The 19,256-nt window shown below is 32.7% G+C and carries 14 protein-coding genes and 2 pseudogenes; 15 read left to right on the top strand and 1 reads right to left on the bottom strand.

Annotated features, from left to right (window positions below; genetic code table 11):
* Positions 1-89 precede the first annotated feature (89 nt).
* The 11 genes and pseudogenes from SPD89_RS10205 to SPD89_RS10155 all read left to right on the top strand — a co-directional run bounded on the left by SPD89_RS10205 (position 90) and on the right by SPD89_RS10155 (position 12,263).
* Positions 90-2,003 carry a beta-N-acetylhexosaminidase gene (locus SPD89_RS10205; RefSeq protein WP_336261845.1) on the top strand — a complete coding sequence of 638 codons (1,914 nt, stop codon included), beginning with the start codon at positions 90-92 and terminating at the stop codon, positions 2,001-2,003.
* 20 nt (positions 2,004-2,023) lie between these two features.
* Positions 2,024-3,049 carry a lactonase family protein gene (locus SPD89_RS10200; protein ID WP_336261844.1) on the top strand — a complete coding sequence of 342 codons (1,026 nt, stop codon included), beginning with the start codon at positions 2,024-2,026 and terminating at the stop codon, positions 3,047-3,049.
* 246 nt (positions 3,050-3,295) lie between these two features.
* On the top strand, positions 3,296-4,924 hold the full coding sequence (locus tag SPD89_RS10195; RefSeq protein ID WP_336261843.1) for an extracellular solute-binding protein: 1,629 nt from the start codon (positions 3,296-3,298) through the stop codon (positions 4,922-4,924).
* Between the two features lie 130 nt (positions 4,925-5,054).
* Positions 5,055-6,005 carry an ABC transporter permease gene (locus SPD89_RS10190; RefSeq protein WP_336261904.1) on the top strand — a complete coding sequence of 317 codons (951 nt, stop codon included), beginning with the start codon at positions 5,055-5,057 and terminating at the stop codon, positions 6,003-6,005.
* 12 nt (positions 6,006-6,017) lie between these two features.
* Positions 6,018-6,913: pseudogene (locus SPD89_RS10185) on the top strand (carbohydrate ABC transporter permease).
* Between the two features lie 30 nt (positions 6,914-6,943).
* Complete coding sequence (locus tag SPD89_RS10180) at positions 6,944-7,561, top strand: YesL family protein (protein WP_336261842.1); 618 nt, start codon at positions 6,944-6,946, stop codon at positions 7,559-7,561.
* Between the two features lie 46 nt (positions 7,562-7,607).
* Entirely contained in the window at positions 7,608-8,744 is a 1,137-nt protein-coding gene (locus SPD89_RS10175; protein ID WP_336261841.1) for an amidohydrolase/deacetylase family metallohydrolase, read from the top strand.
* Positions 8,695-9,783: a DgaE family pyridoxal phosphate-dependent ammonia lyase gene (locus tag SPD89_RS10170; RefSeq protein WP_336261840.1), complete on the top strand. Its 1,089-nt coding sequence runs from the start codon at positions 8,695-8,697 to the stop codon at positions 9,781-9,783. Before SPD89_RS10175 ends, SPD89_RS10170 begins: the two co-directional genes overlap by 50 nt.
* Positions 9,784-9,789: 6 nt before the next feature.
* Entirely contained in the window at positions 9,790-10,527 is a 738-nt protein-coding gene (gene dagF, locus SPD89_RS10165) for a 2-dehydro-3-deoxy-phosphogluconate aldolase (protein WP_336261839.1), read from the top strand.
* A 1-nt stretch (position 10,528) separates the two neighbouring features.
* Positions 10,529-11,545: a sugar kinase gene (locus SPD89_RS10160; protein WP_336261838.1), complete on the top strand. Its 1,017-nt coding sequence runs from the start codon at positions 10,529-10,531 to the stop codon at positions 11,543-11,545.
* 7 nt (positions 11,546-11,552) lie between these two features.
* Positions 11,553-12,263: a GntR family transcriptional regulator gene (locus tag SPD89_RS10155; RefSeq protein ID WP_336261837.1), complete on the top strand. Its 711-nt coding sequence runs from the start codon at positions 11,553-11,555 to the stop codon at positions 12,261-12,263.
* A 974-nt stretch (positions 12,264-13,237) separates the two neighbouring features.
* Here SPD89_RS10155 and SPD89_RS10150 read toward each other — a convergent pair.
* Positions 13,238-13,648: a hypothetical protein gene (locus SPD89_RS10150; RefSeq protein WP_336261836.1), complete on the bottom strand. Its 411-nt coding sequence runs from the start codon at positions 13,646-13,648 to the stop codon at positions 13,238-13,240.
* Positions 13,649-13,791: 143 nt separating this feature from the next.
* Between SPD89_RS10150 and SPD89_RS10145 the strand changes: the two genes are divergently transcribed.
* The 4 genes and pseudogenes from SPD89_RS10145 to SPD89_RS10130 form a co-directional block, all read left to right on the top strand.
* Positions 13,792-14,460, top strand: a complete 669-nt coding sequence (locus tag SPD89_RS10145) for an ABC transporter ATP-binding protein (protein WP_336261835.1) — start codon at positions 13,792-13,794, stop codon at positions 14,458-14,460.
* The gene (locus SPD89_RS10140; RefSeq protein WP_336261834.1) at positions 14,453-16,912 is read left to right on the top strand and encodes an ABC transporter permease; all 2,460 of its coding nucleotides are present in this window, start codon (positions 14,453-14,455) and stop codon (positions 16,910-16,912) included. Before SPD89_RS10145 ends, SPD89_RS10140 begins: the two co-directional genes overlap by 8 nt.
* 295 nt (positions 16,913-17,207) lie before the next feature.
* Positions 17,208-17,695: pseudogene (locus tag SPD89_RS10135) on the top strand (ATP-binding cassette domain-containing protein); the annotation flags it as partial.
* A 509-nt stretch (positions 17,696-18,204) separates the two neighbouring features.
* On the top strand, positions 18,205-19,256 hold a 1,052-nt coding region (locus tag SPD89_RS10130), incomplete at its 3' end, for a hypothetical protein (RefSeq protein WP_336261833.1).

Raw genomic sequence — 19,256 nt, 5'->3', positions numbered from 1 at the left:
GCGCTTTTAGCCGTCTTGATCCTTTTTATCCTCCTTTTTGAACACGCACTTTAAGAACAATGAAATTTAAGAAAAGAAGGTGGAAAAGGTTGAAGATTAAATTGACAGGAGATTTTACCGAAGTACTCAATGGAATAAACGAACTGCAAAAAAACATTCAGTTTGAGATTTCGGAGTCGGCAGATATTGAGTTGATTTGTAAGCGTACACAAGAAGAACATGATATCTCCATTGTTTACGAAAATGGGAAAGGTGAGATTGCTTATAGACATATAAATCAATTCTTTCGGGCATTCAGTATGGTAATCGAAAAAGTTCAAAAAGGAGAAACTGATTTTTCGATTAAGGAGAAAGGACAATTTAAAACGGTTGGTCCGATGTTTGATGTTTCCAGAAATGCTGTTATGAGGCAAGATAGTTTTTACGAAATGATTCGAATGCTTGCGATGATGGGCTTTAATTCTGCAATGTTATACATGGAAGATACGTATGAAGTGAAGGAAGAACCGTATTTTGGTTATATGCGGGGAAGATACTCACAGGAAGAACTGAAGCAATTGGATGATTATGCACACCAATTTGGAATTGAACTTATACCTTGTATTCAGACACTTGCTCATCTAGAAGAGTTTTTAAAATGGGATGCAGCTTACCGTTATAAAGACACTAGAGGAGCTTTACTTTTGGAAAGCGAAGAAACGTATCAACTACTTACAAATATGATTCACTCGGCTTCAAGTCCGTTTAGAAGCAAGCGTATTCATATCGGGATGGATGAAGCGGAAGAACTTGGTCGGGGAATATTTTTAAATAAACATGGATATAAGCCGAGGTTTGAATTAATGGCAAAGCATTTAGATAGCGTTTTACAAATAACAGATGAGTTTGGATTAGAAGCAGTAATGTGGAGTGACATGTTCTTAAAACTTGCTTCTGAAACAGGGGATAGGTATAGTAAGACGACTGAAATTCCAGATTATATTATTGAACAAACGCCAGAGCAAATCCAATTAATGTATTGGCAATATAATGCAACGGACATTGATCACTACAGACAAATTATGGAACAGCATAAAGCATTTAATAAAAAGCCTGCTTTTGCAGGAGGTATCTGGATTTGGAATACGTTTGCAACAAATTATCAGTTATCTTTACAAGCGAGCAATGCGGCGTTACAAGCTTGTAAAGAAAAAGAAGTTGAAGATGTTTTTGTAACGCTTTGGGGTGATGACGGCATGGAAAATAATCCATATACAGCCCTTTTAGGATTACAATACTATGCAGAGCATGCGTATACGGATGAATTAGACGAAGAAAAGCTTTATGAACGAGTGGCGTTTTGTACAGGGATATCTGCGGAGAAGTATTTGATGTTAAATAAATTAGACACACCTCCTGGAGTGGAAGAGGGGAATCTTGAACAAACAAATCCATCCAAGTTTTTACTATGGCAAGATGTATTGTTAGGGGTTTTTGATAAACATATTGAAGATCTTAATATGGATCGTTATTATGAGGAACTTGCAACTCAAATTCAACATAGTAGAAATAAAGCTGATAAACTTGATTATATTTTTGAAGTACCAGAAAAGCTTAGTAGAGTACTAGCTTTAAAAGCGGGAATTGGTGTAAAGTTAAAAGCTGCTTATGATAAACAGGATCAAGCTGAATTAAATAAAATCGCCAATGAAATTATTCCAGAAATTATGACTCGAGTGAAAGAGCTTAGAAGTGCACACCGTTATCAATGGTTAAAAATGAATAGACCGTTTGGATGGGAAGTAATCGATATTCGTTATGGTGGTTTATTAAACAGGCTTGATACGGCAACTATGAGGGTGAATGATTATCTAAACGGAGAAATTGATGTTATTGACGAACTTGAACAGGAACGCCTGTATTATTCGCCAGGGGTAAAAGATTCTACTAGTCTAGGTTGGTGTAGCTATTATTACCGTATGGCATCACCGAATGTATTCTTCCATGTACTGCCAATCTATTAATGAAGGAGTAAGTGAAAAAAATGTGTCAACAGCAATTTGATCTTTTCGTCGGGTGTTATGGTACCGAGACAGAGGAAACGATTCATTGGTTAAATTTTGATGCCCGATATGGAAAATTGAGAATAATAAATTCATTCAGTGGGATAGAGAATCCATCCTTCCTAGCAGTCAATAAGAAGAAAAGTCACTTATATGCTATTAGTGAGAAAACAAACGGTGAGGTAGTCAGTTTACAGTGGAGTGAACGTCTAGGAACACTCAAGGAAGTAAAAAGACAGCCAACTAACGGTGGACCATGTTATCTGGAAAACGGTGAACATGCTTTATTTACTGCAAATTATAGTAATGGAAGTGTAATCGTTCATTCCTTAAAAGAAACTGGAGAAATTGGAAACGAAATAAGTTTTTATAAAACTAACTCGCATCAGCAGTCGGCTTCCAAAGTACATGCAATAAGGAATATTCCTAATACACCTTATTTTATTGCAACAGATTTAGGATTAAATAAACTAAACTTTTTTAAACATAATCATGCAACAGGAGAATTAACGTTTCTTTTTGAAGAGCAAGTACCGGATGGATCTGGACCACGCCATATCGCTTTTCATCCAACGTTAAATGTTTTTTATATTGTGAATGAACTTAATTCAACGATTTTAACGTATTTGTATGATAAAGATCTGCAACATATAAAACTGTGTCAAACATTGCCGACGATATATGATAATTTCCAACATGCAAATTATGGAGCAGATATTCATGTAACGAAAACTGGAAAATTCGTATATGCTTCTAATCGGGGCCATGATTCGATTACAGCTTATAAAGTATTAAATGATGGGACTTTAGCATTCATTTCTCATACTAAAACGGAAGGGCAGTGGCCAAGAAATTTTACAATAATGCCTGATGATACATATGTTTTAGTCGCAAATGAACAATCCAATAATATTATGGTCTTTGAAATTCTAGAAGATGGTAGTTTACAACGAACTGGTCATCGATTTCATGTAAACAAACCAGTTTGTTTACACATAGTAAAATAAAAACATCGTTTTCTAGAAGAAAAAATAAAAATTTTCATTTATTTTTCAGTATTAACATTATAATGTTATAAGATAATGTTGATTTATTTTCAGAATAATAGTATTATAATATTCAAGATGAAATCGCTTACTGTTTTTCGCACTTAGACTTCATTTAAAAATTAGATGCAGGGGGGATGAGAAAGTCTTATTTTAAAAATAGAGAGAAGGTCGCACGCTAAATAATAATTTTAAGGAGGGTAATTTGTGAGATTTAAAAAGAATTTACTTATATTAATTGCTTTATTGGTCTTATTAGTCTTAGCTGCTTGTGGTGGAAATAAGGAAGCTGGATCAGATGCTGATGATAACGGTACCTCCGGAGACAGTAATGTAAACGCAACTGGTATGCCGATTGTTGACGAAGAAATAGACATGAAAATTTTCGCAAACAAACCTGCACAAAACGAGGATAATGATTGGAATGATATATTAATTTGGAATCATTATCGTGATATGACAAATATTAATGTGGAGTGGGAATCAATTAATCCTGATGCACTTGAGGAAAAAAGAAACTTATCACTTGGTAGTGGTGATTTGCCGGATGTATTTTTCTTATCACAATTGACGAATGCTGACTTATTAAAATATGGCGGACAAGGAACTTTCTTACCGCTTAATGATTTGATTGAAGAATATGCACCAAATTTAACTGAATTGATGGAAAATGATCCGAGTATTCGAAAAGCAATTACTTTCCCGGATGGGAACATTTACTCCATGCCATCATTAATAGAAGACGACTTTTTATCCCTACGTTTAAGTGCACGACCATGGGTCAATGAGGACTGGTTGAAAGAATTGGACATGGAAATACCTGAAACAACTGGGGAGTTTTATGAGTATTTAAAAGCAGTAAAAGAACTAGATCCGGTTGGTGACGGAAAAACAGTACCATATGGTGGTACTGATATTGCGGAGTTAGTGCAATGGTTAGCCGGTTCGTTTGGCGTCATGAATCATGGTCCGTCGAACACGAATATCGATTTAGATCCTGATGATCCTAGTAAAGTTCGTTTCTATGCAGTTACGGACGAGTATAGACAATTATTAGAATATATTCATATGTTATACGATGAAGGTTTAATCGAGCAAAATATCTTTTCAATCGAATGGGGTCAGTTTTTAGCCAATGCATCGGAAAACTTATACGGAAGTATGATTTTCTATGATCCTATTGAACTCTTTGGTGAAGAAATAGGTTCACAATATAATAGTCTTGCTGCTTTAGAAGGACCTGAAGGATATAAAGACTATAATAAACTTTCATCATCTGTTTGGGAAACATCAAGTTTTGTTATTACAAGTGAAAATGAAAATCCAGAAGCGGCGGTTCGCTGGATGGATTACTTCTATAGTGAGGAAGGCGCCAAGCTTTACTATATGGGTGTAGAGGGAGAAACATATGAAGAAGATGGCGGAGAAATAAAGTACATGGATCATATTTTAAATCCAGAAGGGGATATGACGTTCGAACAAGCTATAGCAAAACAGTTAACTTGGTTAGGCTCTATTAGTGGAATTATTAAAGCGGATTACTTCCAGGGAGGAGAAACTGCACCTCAATCGATGGAAGCGGCTGAGAAAATTGAACCCTATATACCAGATGAAATATGGCCAAGATTTACATTTACAGCAGATGAAAACAAAGTACTTGAAGCAACTGGAGCCGATGTAGATAAGTATATTGAAGAAATGCGTGATAAATTTATTAGTGGAGACGTAGATTTTTCAGAATGGGATAGCTATGTGGAAACAATTGAAAAAATGGGTGCTTTAGATGAATTAACGGAGGTTTATCAAGCGGCATTCGAAAGATATCAAGAAAATTAAATGGTAATAAAAAAAAGGGGGGGCTCCCCTCCCCTTATTTATTTGGAAAATTTTATAGTCTAATAGACTTGTGTAAGAGGGGGCTTGCAATCAGATGGAATTGCAACAAAAAAAAGAAAGTCTAAATCGAATGGAATTGCAACAACAAGAAAAGGAAAGTATAAAACGTAAAAGTAGAACGTATGCAATCAAAAAGAGTTTGTTAAGAAATTGGCAATTATATGTATTTCTTTTACCTGCTTTAACTTATTTTTTTATTTTTCATTATATTCCAATGTATGGTGTACAAATTGCTTTTAAAGATTACTTTGCAAACTTAGGTATATTCGGAAGTCCTTGGGTTGGTTTTGAGCATTTTGAGCGATTTTTTAATTCATATTACTTTTGGCGTTTATTAAAAAATACCATTATTTTAAATGCATATGGTTTATTGTTATTTCCACTTCCAATCATTTTTGCACTATCTTTAAATGAATTAAAAAATGGAGCCTTTAAAAAGTGGACACAAACATTAACCTATGCACCACATTTTATCTCTGTAGTAGTTGTTGTAGGGATGCTAATTGCATTTTTAGATCCAGTTACAGGATTAGCTAATCATGCGATTCGGTGGTTAGGTTTTGAATCGATTCCATTTTTAACTAGTCCAGATTGGTTTAGACACATATATATATGGTCTGGTCAATGGCAGACTCTAGGTTGGAGTACAATTATTTATTTGGCCGCTTTAGCTGGAATAAATCCTGAGTTACATGAAGCCGCTAAAGTTGATGGTGCAACAAGATTACAAAGAATATTACGCATTAATCTACCAGGCATTATGCCGACAATAGTTGTTTTATTTATATTAAATATGGGGAATTTCATGCAAATAGGTTTCGAAAAAGTGTTGTTAATGCAAAATACATTAAACTCCGAAACATCAGATATTATTCAAACATTTGTTTATGAAACAGGGCTATTAGAAGGCCGCTATAGTTTCGCTGCAGCTATTGGGTTATTCGAATCAGCAATTAATATCGTTTTGCTCATTACCGTTAATCAGATAGCTAGAAAGGTTAGTGAGAATAGTCTATGGTAAGGAGGAAAAAGGATGCGTAACTTTAGTTTGTCTGATAAAGCATTTGAAAGAATCAATTTTATTTTTGTATTAATGATCACTTTAATGATTGTTTATCCACTTATATTTGTAATTAGTGCTTCCATAAGTGACCCACATGCTGTAAATACAGGGAAAGTGTGGCTTTGGCCTGTCGATGTTACATTTGATGGTTTTATACGAGTCTTTCAAAATAAAGCAATTTGGATTGGCTATAAAAATACAATTATTTATACATTATTAGGTACAGCTATTCACTTGTTTATTTTATTGCCATGTGCGTATGCATTGTCAAGAAAAGAATTAATGGCAAAAAAGTTTTTTTATGGTTTATTTTATTCACGATGCTTTTCAATGGAGGATTAATTCCTACGTATCTTGTAGTAAAAGGATTAGACATGATAAACACCATGTGGGCAATTGTGGTCCCAGGGGTTGTAGGTGCTTGGTCCATCCTAGTTGCACGGTCCTTCTTTCAACAAACGATTCCTGATCAGTTAGTTGAAGCTTCCAAAATTGATGGAGCCAGTGACTTTTACTTATTTATTAGGATAGTATTGCCTTTATCGTTACCAATCATTGCAGTTATGGCGTTATTCCATGCGGTAGCTTTATGGAACCAATATTTTAATGCATTGATTTACTTATCAGATGAAGAATTATTTCCTTTACAATTAATCTTACGACAGATTTTAATTTTAAACGAAGTTAGTGCTGATAGTGCCGCATCTGCAGCAGGTGCTGCTCAATCATTTGCTGATCAAGTAAAAACTGCATCACTTGTTAAATATGCTGTCATTATTGTGTCTGCTTTACCATTATTAATTGTCTATCCATTTTTACAACGCTTTTTTGTAAAAGGAGTTTTAATCGGATCTGTGAAAGAATAATGTTAAGGATATGAATTAGGAGGAAACATCATGCACGGATTTATCGCAGGGTATTATAAATTTAGTGTTTGGGCAATGAAATTAGCGTATGTAAATTTACTGTGGACTATTTTTACGTTACTTGGCTTCGGTGTCTTTGGATTTATGCCTGCAACAGTTGCAATGTTTTCTGTAATAAGAAAATGGAATATGGGGGAAGAGGATATTCCGGTTTTCAAAACTTTTTGGGATTCTTACCGGAAGGAATTTTTTAAAGCAAATGGGCTAGGGATCATTTTATTTATAATTGGCTATATTCTTGTGATTGAATTTCAAATTTTAAGGCAGCAAGAAAATATCATATATTTCATCGTAAGCTTTGGTGTATTAGCTATTTTTATTTTATATGCCATCGTTTTAACATATTTCTTTCCGATATATGTTCATTTTAATTTAAAAATAACAGACTATTTAAAGTGGCCGTTCATTATCGGGGTTGTGCATCCGATATTAACTTTATTTATGATGGGCGGATTCGCTGCAATAGTTTATGTAACTTATATAACAATACCTGCTATTTTATTTTTCTTTGGAGGTAGTGTCACAGCTTATTTCATCATGTGGGGTGCTTCAAAGACCTTTGAAAAATACGAAATAACTGAAGCTTAAACATACTAATTGAATTGATTATAGCGGTACTAAAGGGGCACTAGACATGAAACAGATTATTAAAAATGCAAGATTACCAAACGGTCAAAAAACAGATATTGTCATAAAAAATGGAAAAATAGTAGAGGTTGTTTCCGATTGGACTGGGGAAGGAGAGATTATTCAACTACCTAAAAATGTATATGTTTCACCAGGATGGATCGATTTACATACTCATTCTTTTCCAAAATATGAACCGTATTGCGCTTTTCCAGACGATATTGGATACAAAACTGGTGTGACTACAGTCGTCGATGCGGGAAGCTGTGGCTCGAATGATATTGGTGATTTTTTTAAGATGTCTGAGCAATGTATCACTCGTATATTCGCTTTTTTAAATGTATCTTCAGTAGGCTTAAAAGTAAGAAACGAATTAGCTGATATGTCTAGATTATCTTTAGAGGAAATTTTAAAAGCAAATGAAAAATATTCTGATTTTATTGTCGGTTTAAAGGCGAGAATGAGTGCTAGTGTTGTTGGGAACAACGGTACAATACCATTAGAAATTGCGAAAAACTTTTCTAGGAAAATTAAGAAACCGTTAATGGTTCACATTGGGAGTGCTCCGCCAAAATTAGTCGATATAATCAGTCTGTTAGAGCAAGGCGATATTATCACACATTGCTATAATGAAAAAGCAGATAATCATATGTTTAACGATTCTGGCTTAATCAAAAATAAGATTAAAGAAGCAATTGATCGAGGTGTTTATTTAGATGTTGGGCATGGCACTTCCAGTTTTTCTTATCCAATAGCAAAAAGAGCAAAAGCGGAGAATATTAATTTCCATAGTATTAGTACGGACATTTATGAACGAAATAAAGTAAATGGTCCAGTTTATAATATGGCAACAACTTTATCGAAGTTTTTAGCTTTAGGATATTCATTGGAAGAAGTAATACATTCTGTGACGGAGATGCCTGCTAAAATAATCAATAAACGAGAAATTGGGGCGCTTCAAAAAGGTGTACTTGCAGATTTAACTTTTTTTACAGTGGAGAATAGTGAAGTAATTCTTAACGATTCAATGGGAAATGAATTACTCGCAGAAAACCTGGTGAAACCATATGCCGTTATGATAGGTGGGAAATATTATGAATGTAACTCAAATGAATTTAAAGAAGGTTATAAATGCCAGCGGTAAAATGAGTATACTAGGTGTCTCTACTATTTCAGATGACGTTTTGGAGGCAATGAAAATAGGGGCTTCGAATTATTATGAAATGGATCAGTTATATGAAGAATCAGGTAAAATTGTCTCGCAATATATGGGAACAGAAAATGCTGTAATTACCAACTCAGCATCAGCGGCAATTGCTCTTGCTGTTGCAGGCTTTGTAACGAAAGGAGATACTTATTCAGTAGAACGTCTACCATCATTACCCTTAACGAAAGAAATTATTATAATGAAAGGGCATATAATTGATTATGGTGCTCCAGTTAGTACGATGATACAATTAGGTAGAGGATTAGTAAAAGAAGTCGGATATGCAAATGGATGTAGTTTACAACAAATAGAGGCAGCAATTACAGAGCAAACTATCGGGATTATGTTTATAAAATCTCATCATACAGTTCAAAAAAATATGCCTAATTTACAAGATGTAAGTAAACTAGCTTATCAAAATCAAATTCCATTCATCTTAGATATAGCTGCTGAAGGCAACATAGCCGGATATGCTGAATTAGCGGATGTAATCATTGTGAGCGGCTCCAAGGCAATTGAAGGACCGACATCTGGAATTTTAGCGGGTAGGAAAAAATATGTTACGTTTGCAAAACAACATTTACAGGGAATAGGTAGAGCTATGAAAATTGGTAAAGAATCAATTTTAGGTCTATTAAAAGCGTTGGAAAATTTTACTGAACATAAAATGTCCGAACAAGAACAGCTGCTAATTTTAAAGTGGTTGATGGAGTTAGAAAAAATTAATGGTGTAAAGGTATCTGTTCATCAAGATGAATCAGGTCGTGAAATTTATCGTGCTCGAATTCATATCGATGAAACATCAACAAAATTATCTGCAGTAGAACTGACTAAAAGCTTGCGAAATGGGAATATCGCTATTTATACGAGAGATTATTATGCAAATATCGGATACTTTGATATTGACCCACGAGCATTATCAAGACAAGATGTTGAATATATTGTTACTAGAATAAAACAGTTATTAGGGGTTTGAGTTATTATGATAGATAAACGTTTCTACAATAATAAAATTTGCTTAAATGTTCTTGCAGGCAATGTAGATAATGCAAAAGAAATTTACGATATTACAGAAGGGCATGTAGTGATAGGTTTATTAGCTGCAAAATATGAAACTGTCGATCAAGCAGTGAAAGAAATGATCATATATAAAGAAGCAATTGATGGTGCTATTTCAATTAGTTTAGGTGCTGGTGATCCGAATCAATGGAAGAAAGTAGCGCATATTAGCCGAGAATTGGATGCCGAACATATTAATCAAATCTTTCCGGCAGTAGGGTATACGAGGGCAATGGCGAAAAATGAATCATCATTTATTAATTGTCTTGTAAACCCGTTAGATAAATTAGGGTATGTAAATATAGCAACAGGACCTCTTTCAACAAAAAAAGATCCTACGAAAGTTCATCTTTCAACTGCGATTGCACTTATTCGAGAAATGGGTGGAAATTCGGTTAAATTATTTCCAATGAATGGACTGCAAAACAAAGAAATGTATAAGGAAATTGTGAAAATTTGTGCTGATGAAAATTTTGCTATTGAACCAACAGGAGGGATTGATCTAGAAAATTTTGAAGAGATTGTTGTTATTGCTCTTGAATCAGGAGTGAAACAGATAATCCCACATGTATACTCTGCAATTATCGATGGTAGCACAGGTAAAACAAATGTAGAGGACGTCAAACAACTATATGAAATAGTAAAAAGAGTTGGGATATAATATGAAAGATAAAATTAAAGCTTTTGGAGAAGTTATGATGAGGTTGGAAGTACCAAATTATTTAAAATTGGAACAATCTCGATCACTAAATGTTTCTTACTCTGGCACTGGTGTTAATGTATTAAGTGCTTTAAGTAAATATGGACATCATACATCACTTATTACGAGGTTACCTGCCAATAGTCTTGGCGATGCGGCCATTGCCTCGATTAGATCATCAGGAGTATCAACAGAGGATATCGTTCGCGGTGGAGAATATGTAGGAATGTATTTTCTTGAAAATGGATTTAGTGTCAGACCATCAAAAGTAACGTATTCGAACCGAACGGAAAGTAGTTTTTGTACTGCTTCATTAACAGATTTTAATTTGGAATCTATCTTACACAATACAAAAATGATTCATTTTTGTGGAATTGCTTTGACAATATCGGAGCGAACGAGAACTAATGCACTGCGGGTTGCAGAAGAAGCAAAAAAGCTAGGAATACCAATTGTATTCGATTGTAATTATCGTCCTAAATTGTGGGAAAGTCAAAGACAAAAGGCAAAAGAAATATATGAAGCAATGTTACAGCTCTCAGATATTTGTTTTATGTCTGAAAAAGATGCAATCCTCTTACTCGGTATGGAAACGAATGAATTGGATCAACAGAAGCAAATTGAAGATGTAATGCCAAAGGTTGCAAGGAAATTTCACATGACTACAATCGCCGGGATCATTAGAAAAAATGATCAAAATGAAAATGAGGTTGTCAAAGGGTTTATTTATGATAATAATGGATTTACTTATTCTAGAAACTACATTTTCAAAATAGTTGATCGAATAGGGGCGGGCGATGGATTTACAAGTGGTGTAATGCATGGAATGTTAAAGAAGTTGTCTTTAAAAGATACAATTGAATTTGCAACTGCTTCAGGTGTTTTAGCTCATACTACATATGGCGATGTGCCAGTATGCTCAAAGGAAGAAGTGTGGAATTTAGTCCACAAAAAATTAGAGGCAAATTTAGAAAGGTAGATAGATGATGAAATTAACCCTAAAAAAAGGTCCACTTTATATACAGTTGGAGGAAATATTAAAAGAACGGATTATTAGTGGGAAATATCCGAAAAATACGTTAATTCCGTCAGAACAAGAGTTAAAAGATGAGTTTGGTGTAAGTATTATAACCGTTCGCCGAGCAGTGGAACAACTCTCACAACAAGGATATGTTGAAAAACGCAGTGGTATTGGGACAACTGTACTTGAAAATAATGCTATTTCTAAATTATCAAAGGGACAGCGTTTTTCAGAGTACTTATTGGATGAGGGTAATGAGTTAAGCAAAGAATTTGTTGAACTATCTGTTATTGACGGGTCTAGTCATTCTATTTTGAAGGATTATTTTGATGTGAAAATGAATTGTATAGAACGTCTTTACAAATTAAATGGTAAACCATACATTCATTTTAAACATTATATTCCACAAGATATCATTTTACCAGATAACCATGAGCATTTGCAAAACTCATTATATGAAATTATGTACCAACAAGGTGTTAGGTTTCACCGTTTTAAGGATGAATTTGGTGTTGGAACTCCGAGTGATGATATTGCTCAAATGTTACAAATCGAACAAAAGCCATTATTACAAAGATTTCGATTTTCATTCGATTTAAATGGAAATTTGGTCGAATATTCTGAGGCCTATTATAATACGGATGTTCATCGTTACGTTGTAAACTTTGATATGTAAAGCATATGAACAATATATTAAAACCGCTGGAGCAATGGATTTAAAAATTTTGGGGTTGGGCTTAAATGGACATATTGGATTTAATGAACCAGGTTCTGCCTTTGAATCTAAAACGCATGTCACTTAATTAGAACGGTCTACAATAGTTTTTTAAAAGAGTGGAAGATGTCCTTACGAAAGTGATCATGATGGGAATAGGAACAATTATGAAAGCTAAACAAATCCTTCTTCTTGTTCATGGAAAAAAGTAAGCAGATATACTGAAAAAAGCAATTTATGCGATGTAACGGAAGATATACCTGCATCTATCTTACAACGGCACTCAAATGTAAGATTAATTACGGACATTTCTATCTGAAATAATGTCTGATTTATCTGGTATGTTTTAATTTTTATCATGGTAAAAAAGATATTACTGCAGTGGGTAATTAATAATCCTTAACGATTGCAATATCTTGAGTTACTATATCTACTCGATTAGTCTTTGGAATTCCCATTTCAAGCATTTGACTCATAGCAACCATTCGTTTAGTCAAATATTTCTCATTATGAAATGCAAATCATGAAAAAACAAGCAATGAATTAACCCCCATGAAAATCGTAAAAGCTGAACAGATATTCTGCTCAGCTTTTATGTTATTCAGCGAATATTTGCATTGCCCTACACATGAATGTTGCCAATCCTTCAACGTATTGCAAAATCCCTTATGATTTTACGATAGATAAAATTCTAATCTTTCACTTTTTAGCACATTAACTAGAGATACCATTAAATTAGAATTATTCAAAGCATCTAAAAAATTCCCTACTTTTTTAATTTCTCTATTGTTATTGAAATCCAGATGAAAATTTAGAAAAGACACTTTCTTACTATCCTCATGAAGTTAGAGCATAATTTATTCAATTTTGTTACGCTTACAGAAACTTTCTATCCTTCTTGATAAAAATATAACCAACTAATAGAAATAGTAAGACTAATAGACTTTTGCATACTGTTTAATAGTTCCTGAACCTTTGACAGTAGCACCATAAGTTTTTCTGGTAGTTTTGTATACATTAACAGTATAGTCCCCTTTTTTTACAGTTCCAAAAGATATTGAATAGGAAGATCCATTTGCCAGTGTTGGAGTAATAGAGTACGAGGATAATCCTCTATTTAAAGATACTTGATAACTGTCTTTAGTTTTTATTATGTCGCCTGTATAATATGTATTTGCTTTTACTGTAGTTGTAGTTTTCTTTTTAGCCAACGAATGTTTTGTTGACCTCTTTACAGAAGAATTAATGCTAAATGAATAGCTACCACTATATGCATTTGTAATAACTGGAATATTTAACGCTAGCATTATTAATAGTGGTATTAAACTTTTTCTAAACCTTTTCAATTTAATCCCCTACCTTTTTATATTTAATATACTTGAGTTCCATTTGTGTCAAATATATACATTGATAGGAAAGATTGAGTTTTAAAAAATAAAGTGGTTTAATAAATGAAAAACGCAATATAATTGAGGGGGATTTTATATCTGTGTTATTAACTGCAAAGAGTATTAGCAAAACTTTTTCCAATGTGCATACAATTATAAAACAAGCAAATATTTCATTAGAAAAAGGAAAGGTTTATGTTATTGAAGGAAAGAGCGGTTCGGGAAAATCAACCCTCCTAAGTATGTTGGGAGGATTAGAACCTCCGACTTATGGAAAAATCATGTTCAAAGGAAAATCTTTTTATGATTTAGAGGAAGATGAACAGGCAACTATACGTGGAAAATCATTTGGTTTTGTCTTTCAATCTTTTAACTTAATACCAGAGTTAACAGTAAAAGAAAATATTGAACTGCCAATACATTTCATCACAGATAAGAATCTTATTTTGAACATACAAGACCTAACCAAGGTTTTAGAAATTGATAAAAAATTAAATCATAAACCAGCATATCTATCAGGAGGAGAGCAGCAAAGAGTAGCTATTGCTAGAGCTCTAATAACAAATCCAGAAATTATTTTTGCAGATGAACCTACCGGTAATCTAGATTATAAAACAACTAAAATAATTGTAGACTTGCTGTCTAAGCTAAACATAGAGCGCCAAATTACCTTAGTGATTGTAACACATGAAAGAGGACTAATAAATATACCACACACTAAATTCGAAATGAAAGATGGACAACTTAGGGTGGTACATCAGTATGATTAAATTAGGATGGAAACTCTTAGTATCACGAATGAAATGGTTTATGTTAATGTGTGCTACAATCTCACTTTTACTAGCTTCTATCACATCGATTTTTACAGCATCGATATCAATCAAGATGAGCTTAAAAGAACATGCTTATCAAGACTACGGCGAACAAACATTAGTTTTATTAGAAAGTGATCAATCGTATGCATCATTGAAAAACAAAAAGGATGTTGAAGCGATTGGTCAATTTAAATTATTAGGTACGGTAGATTTACATGATGGACATACTGCTACTGTTGGAACTATGAACAATGATGCTCAAAAACTCGGAAAATTAGAAACTACCGAAGGAAATTTTCCGTCTATCGAAAATGGTATTGCTATCGAGGCTACCTATTTATCACTTATAGACGAAAACTGGAAGCTAGGGGAAAAGAGAAAACTTATTATAAATGGTAAAAGTACAGATGTAACGTTAACTGGTATTATCAAAGATTATTCTGCGAAATGGACAGTCCCAATAGAGGTTGAAAAAGGAATAAATGATTTTCCTAATATAATAATATCTGAAAGTAATAGTCTAACAAAAAGTAGTAATACAAGGTTTTTAATTAAGTTAAAAGGGAGCATGAAAGAAAAAGAGCAAAGAGCACATACTTTTATTGAAGAGAATGGACAAGATGGGTTTATAAACGAGCAACTATTTTCCTTGGGCTTACAAAATTACGAGCATATTACAATGGTTTCTTTTATCTTTCAGATTTCTATATTAATCACTTCCTTTTTATGTATGTATAGTATTTTTTATTTCTTTTATAATGGGCAACAAAAAAAGTTTTCATTACTTGCAGCAATGGGAGCTAACGAGAAAGATTTATTTAAAATACTCCTTTCGCAAAATGTGTGTATTTTTTTTAGTAGCTTTATTATATCCATACCATTTATACTGCTCTTTCATTATGTGATCATTAATAAAACGTATCAATTTAGTCATTATTCTTTTTCCGACTCCGCCCAGACTTTTATTGTAGTGTTGATTTATATGTTGATTATTTTTTTAATTACCATTTGGAATGCTGTACATGAAATAAAACGATTAAAAAAATACACAATAAATGAGACCTTAAAGGGCGAACAAATCCGTCCATATAAAGAATTGAAATTTACTGATCGATTAAATAACTTTACTGTGAAACAAATTTTTTCTCAAACCCTGACCTATCCAAAACAATCATTATTAATAATATTAACAATAACTTTCTCAATCTTGATAATAATTTTTTCCATCTACGTTGAAAAAGAAACTATTGGTTTATGGGATGATAAACGATATCAATATTATTTAAATTCCCAAGAAATATATAGCTTTGATACAATCGATAATTTAACGGTTCTTACAAAACCTGGATTAACATTCTCAGCTAAAGATGTCGAAGACCTAGAAAATAAATCAGGGATCACTTTTGTCCAAAAGACACCTTTTCTAGTAGATTTACATCCACTATTAAACGAAAAATTCGTATCCTATTCTTTAGAAAATTGGATTAATCAACAGGAAGAAATACCGTTAACATATGATGGAAAACAAATCATTCCCAATGTTAAATATCTCTTACTGAATCAAAACGAGTTTTTAAAGCATTTTCCAGAAAAGGACTACAAGGAATTTAAGGATAAGACTATACTATACATCCCAAGTACGATTGATGATTCGAATGAGGGATTAGTTAATGAATCGATTACCTTTGTCAGAAGAACACATAACGCAAATGGGAATTATGAAACAAACAAATGGGAGTATAAAATTTTAGATGTTTATAATGAACCATTTATCATTGAATTAGATGATACTTATCAAATAGTAGAAGAAGATAATTTAATAATTCTTCTTGATGAGCAAACCGCAATGGATAATGGGATTTTTCAAGGATTTAATGAGCTTGATATTTATCTGGATGAAAAAATTACTTCTGAAAAGACAGAAGAAATTGAAGCAAGTATTCATAAACTGAATGCGATCACTCCAGGAAGTCTATACCAACATATTCCTTTAGATTTTTCAAACAGATCCAGAATTTCAGTTTTTATTGGTGTATTAGGTAAGTTATCTTTTGTTACATCAGTGATTTTATCTATATTAAGCATTACAGTGGTAGTATATAGTAAATATCACCTTAAAAAGAAAGAATGGGGAATATATCTTTCAATGGGTATGAAGAAAAAAGATGTCTATTTTTTACTTTATTACGAAATGATACTTTATTTTATCATTGCAAGCTTATTAGCACTTTGTGTATTTTCCTATACTATCTTGTTAACTCACACAGAGTATTCACTCATGTATTACTTACAATATATTTCTTTAACCGCGATATTCATTTTTTTTCTTATTTCTGTCGCAATGACTGTGATAATTGCTTTAATAAGAAAACAGTCCATTTTTTCACTATTAAGAGAGAATGAATAAGTTAATTCTGAGTTTGTGTAGCGAACAAAGCCGGCGCCTCGCCCATTTTATGATGGAGAGGTACCATTCGCTTAGAACAAATATTTCTCATTATGAAATGCAAATCATGGAAAAAACAAGCACTGGTTTAACCTCCCATGAAAATCGTAAAAGCTGAACAGATATTCTGCTCAGCTTTTATGTTGATCAGCATAGATTTGTATTGTCTCACACATGAATCCGTTTAAATGACTTTAAATTGTTGTAAACCTTTGACTGGCAAGGATTGTAACAGTTTGTCTCTATATACTCTTCTAATGGAGCAGGAAAAACTACATTAATGAAAATATTAGCAGGGTTGGAGCCATTTCAATCAGGTAGTATGTATTTGGTTGACCAGTTGATTAGTACAAAGTCATATGTAAAAAAGATTGACACCATTGGTTACTTAGCCCAAGACTTTATGGTATATCCAGATTTGACCACATATCAAGTACTGGCCATTTTGCAGTTCTACAGGGAATTAAGGTTTCAGTAACAGCAGGAATGATTAAAGACGTACTAGAAAAGGTGAATTTACAGGAACATGAGAAGAAAAAAATGAAGGAATTGTCTGGTGGGATGCGAAGGCGGGTTGGTATTGCCCAGTTGTTACTTCGAAAGCCATCTGTATTAATGTTTGATGAACCGACAGCAGGGTTGGACATTGAAGAAAGGGTTCGTTTTCGAAATTTGTTAAAGACACTAAGTAAAGAACACACTGTAATTATTTCCTCACACTTAGTAGAGGATATCGAATTCTTAAAAAGTGTAAATCGTTATCTATAATGAAGATGCGGTTCTATTTCTATTAGTTAGGAGTTATCGATCAATGTAGAAATTGGGAATTCTCTATAAAAATAGTAATAGTTGTGTCAGATTGGGAATTAGAAGAGGCTAGAATTGTTGTAATTTTATTTTTAGTAGTGAATTTTTGGGGGTTTTTAGGGTAGTCCCTAAAATTGCGTTGGAATATTAGGGATTCCCTTAAAATTTTTGTTGAAAAATTTAGGGTTTTTTTACGGAAAATACTGTAAAAAAATGTGTTATGATAGGGTTGAGCTAGAAAGACAATAAAAAGTTACTTGACAAAGGGAGAGATAAGTTGGAGACGGAGGTAAGCGAATAGATAAATTTTTTGCTTTTTGTTGGTATTCGACCTCTTCGTTAATATTTGTTGAAAAGACGAATGAATTGGAAGTTAAGGCATATGCACAAACCAACATATTTCAAAAGTTTTGAGATACAACCTTATGGAATTGGAGGTGATATAAATGAAAAGAATCTTAATTGTGTTAGTAATTATTGCTATTTTTTTCAATTTTCAATCAGCCCTTACGAAATATGATGATTTAATTTTAGAAAGATTCATTGATTATAATATTGATGAACAAAGTTTTACTTTCGCAATTAGTGGAGAATTAAATACAAGTGATATAAATGAATTTCAGCAAAACTTTGAACAATTGCTAGATAAATATAAGATTAATAGTTATCAAAGGCTATACGTAGATAATGAGCAAATACTATGGACGCATACGAACGATAAGAGTTATCTTAATAATGTTGCTTTTACAGAAGGAAAACTTTCAGCTATCAATAAAGGTGATTATTATTTTAGTAATGACGGAGATAAAAAAGGATTGATCTTTAATCCTATAAGAGATGAAAACTATAAAATCTATCATTTAGGGGATTTTAGTAATAAACATAAATCTATTTTTCATCCATACGAACTAGTTACATATGAAGAAGATCGTGACCTAGTTTTTAATAGCTTTGTTGATGAATTTCAAAGTTTATATCCTAGTTTTTCTGTTGAGGCTTTTTCAAGTGAATCGCATATTGAACCAATTACAGTAGACTATGAGGACGTCATATTAGCTATGCTAATGAGCTTAATGGTGGTTTTAGGTTTAAATATTATTATTATTAAACAAACCAAGAAAATTCAAATATTAAAACTAGAAGGTTATAGCAATTGGCAAATATATAGAAGTCAGATTTTGAAATATTTAGGATTAATTTTATTAGTTGAACTAGTGACCAATACAGTTATGTACTTCTATTATATTGATACTAGCTTTGAAAATGCCAAACCGTTTTTAATATATCTAATTGTGCCTGCACTTATTTTTATTACAAGTTTGTTTATATTCAGTATCATTTCGTTTATTACAATTTCATTAATCAATATTAACTCGGCTATGAAAGGAAAATCTTCCTTAAAGAATCAAATAAATTTCAATTATATGATAAAAGTTGCCTTAATTGTATTTACGACTTTCATTGTTTTGAACGGTATCAATTATTTAGAACGATATAT

Origin of the sequence: Pseudogracilibacillus sp. SO30301A, assembly GCF_037072025.1 — a bacterium.
In the GTDB taxonomy this organism is placed as follows: Bacteria; Bacillota; Bacilli; order Bacillales; family Amphibacillaceae; genus Pseudogracilibacillus.
The sequence above is the reverse complement of the archived record's forward strand: the minus strand, read 5'-3'. Positions and strand labels throughout refer to the sequence as shown.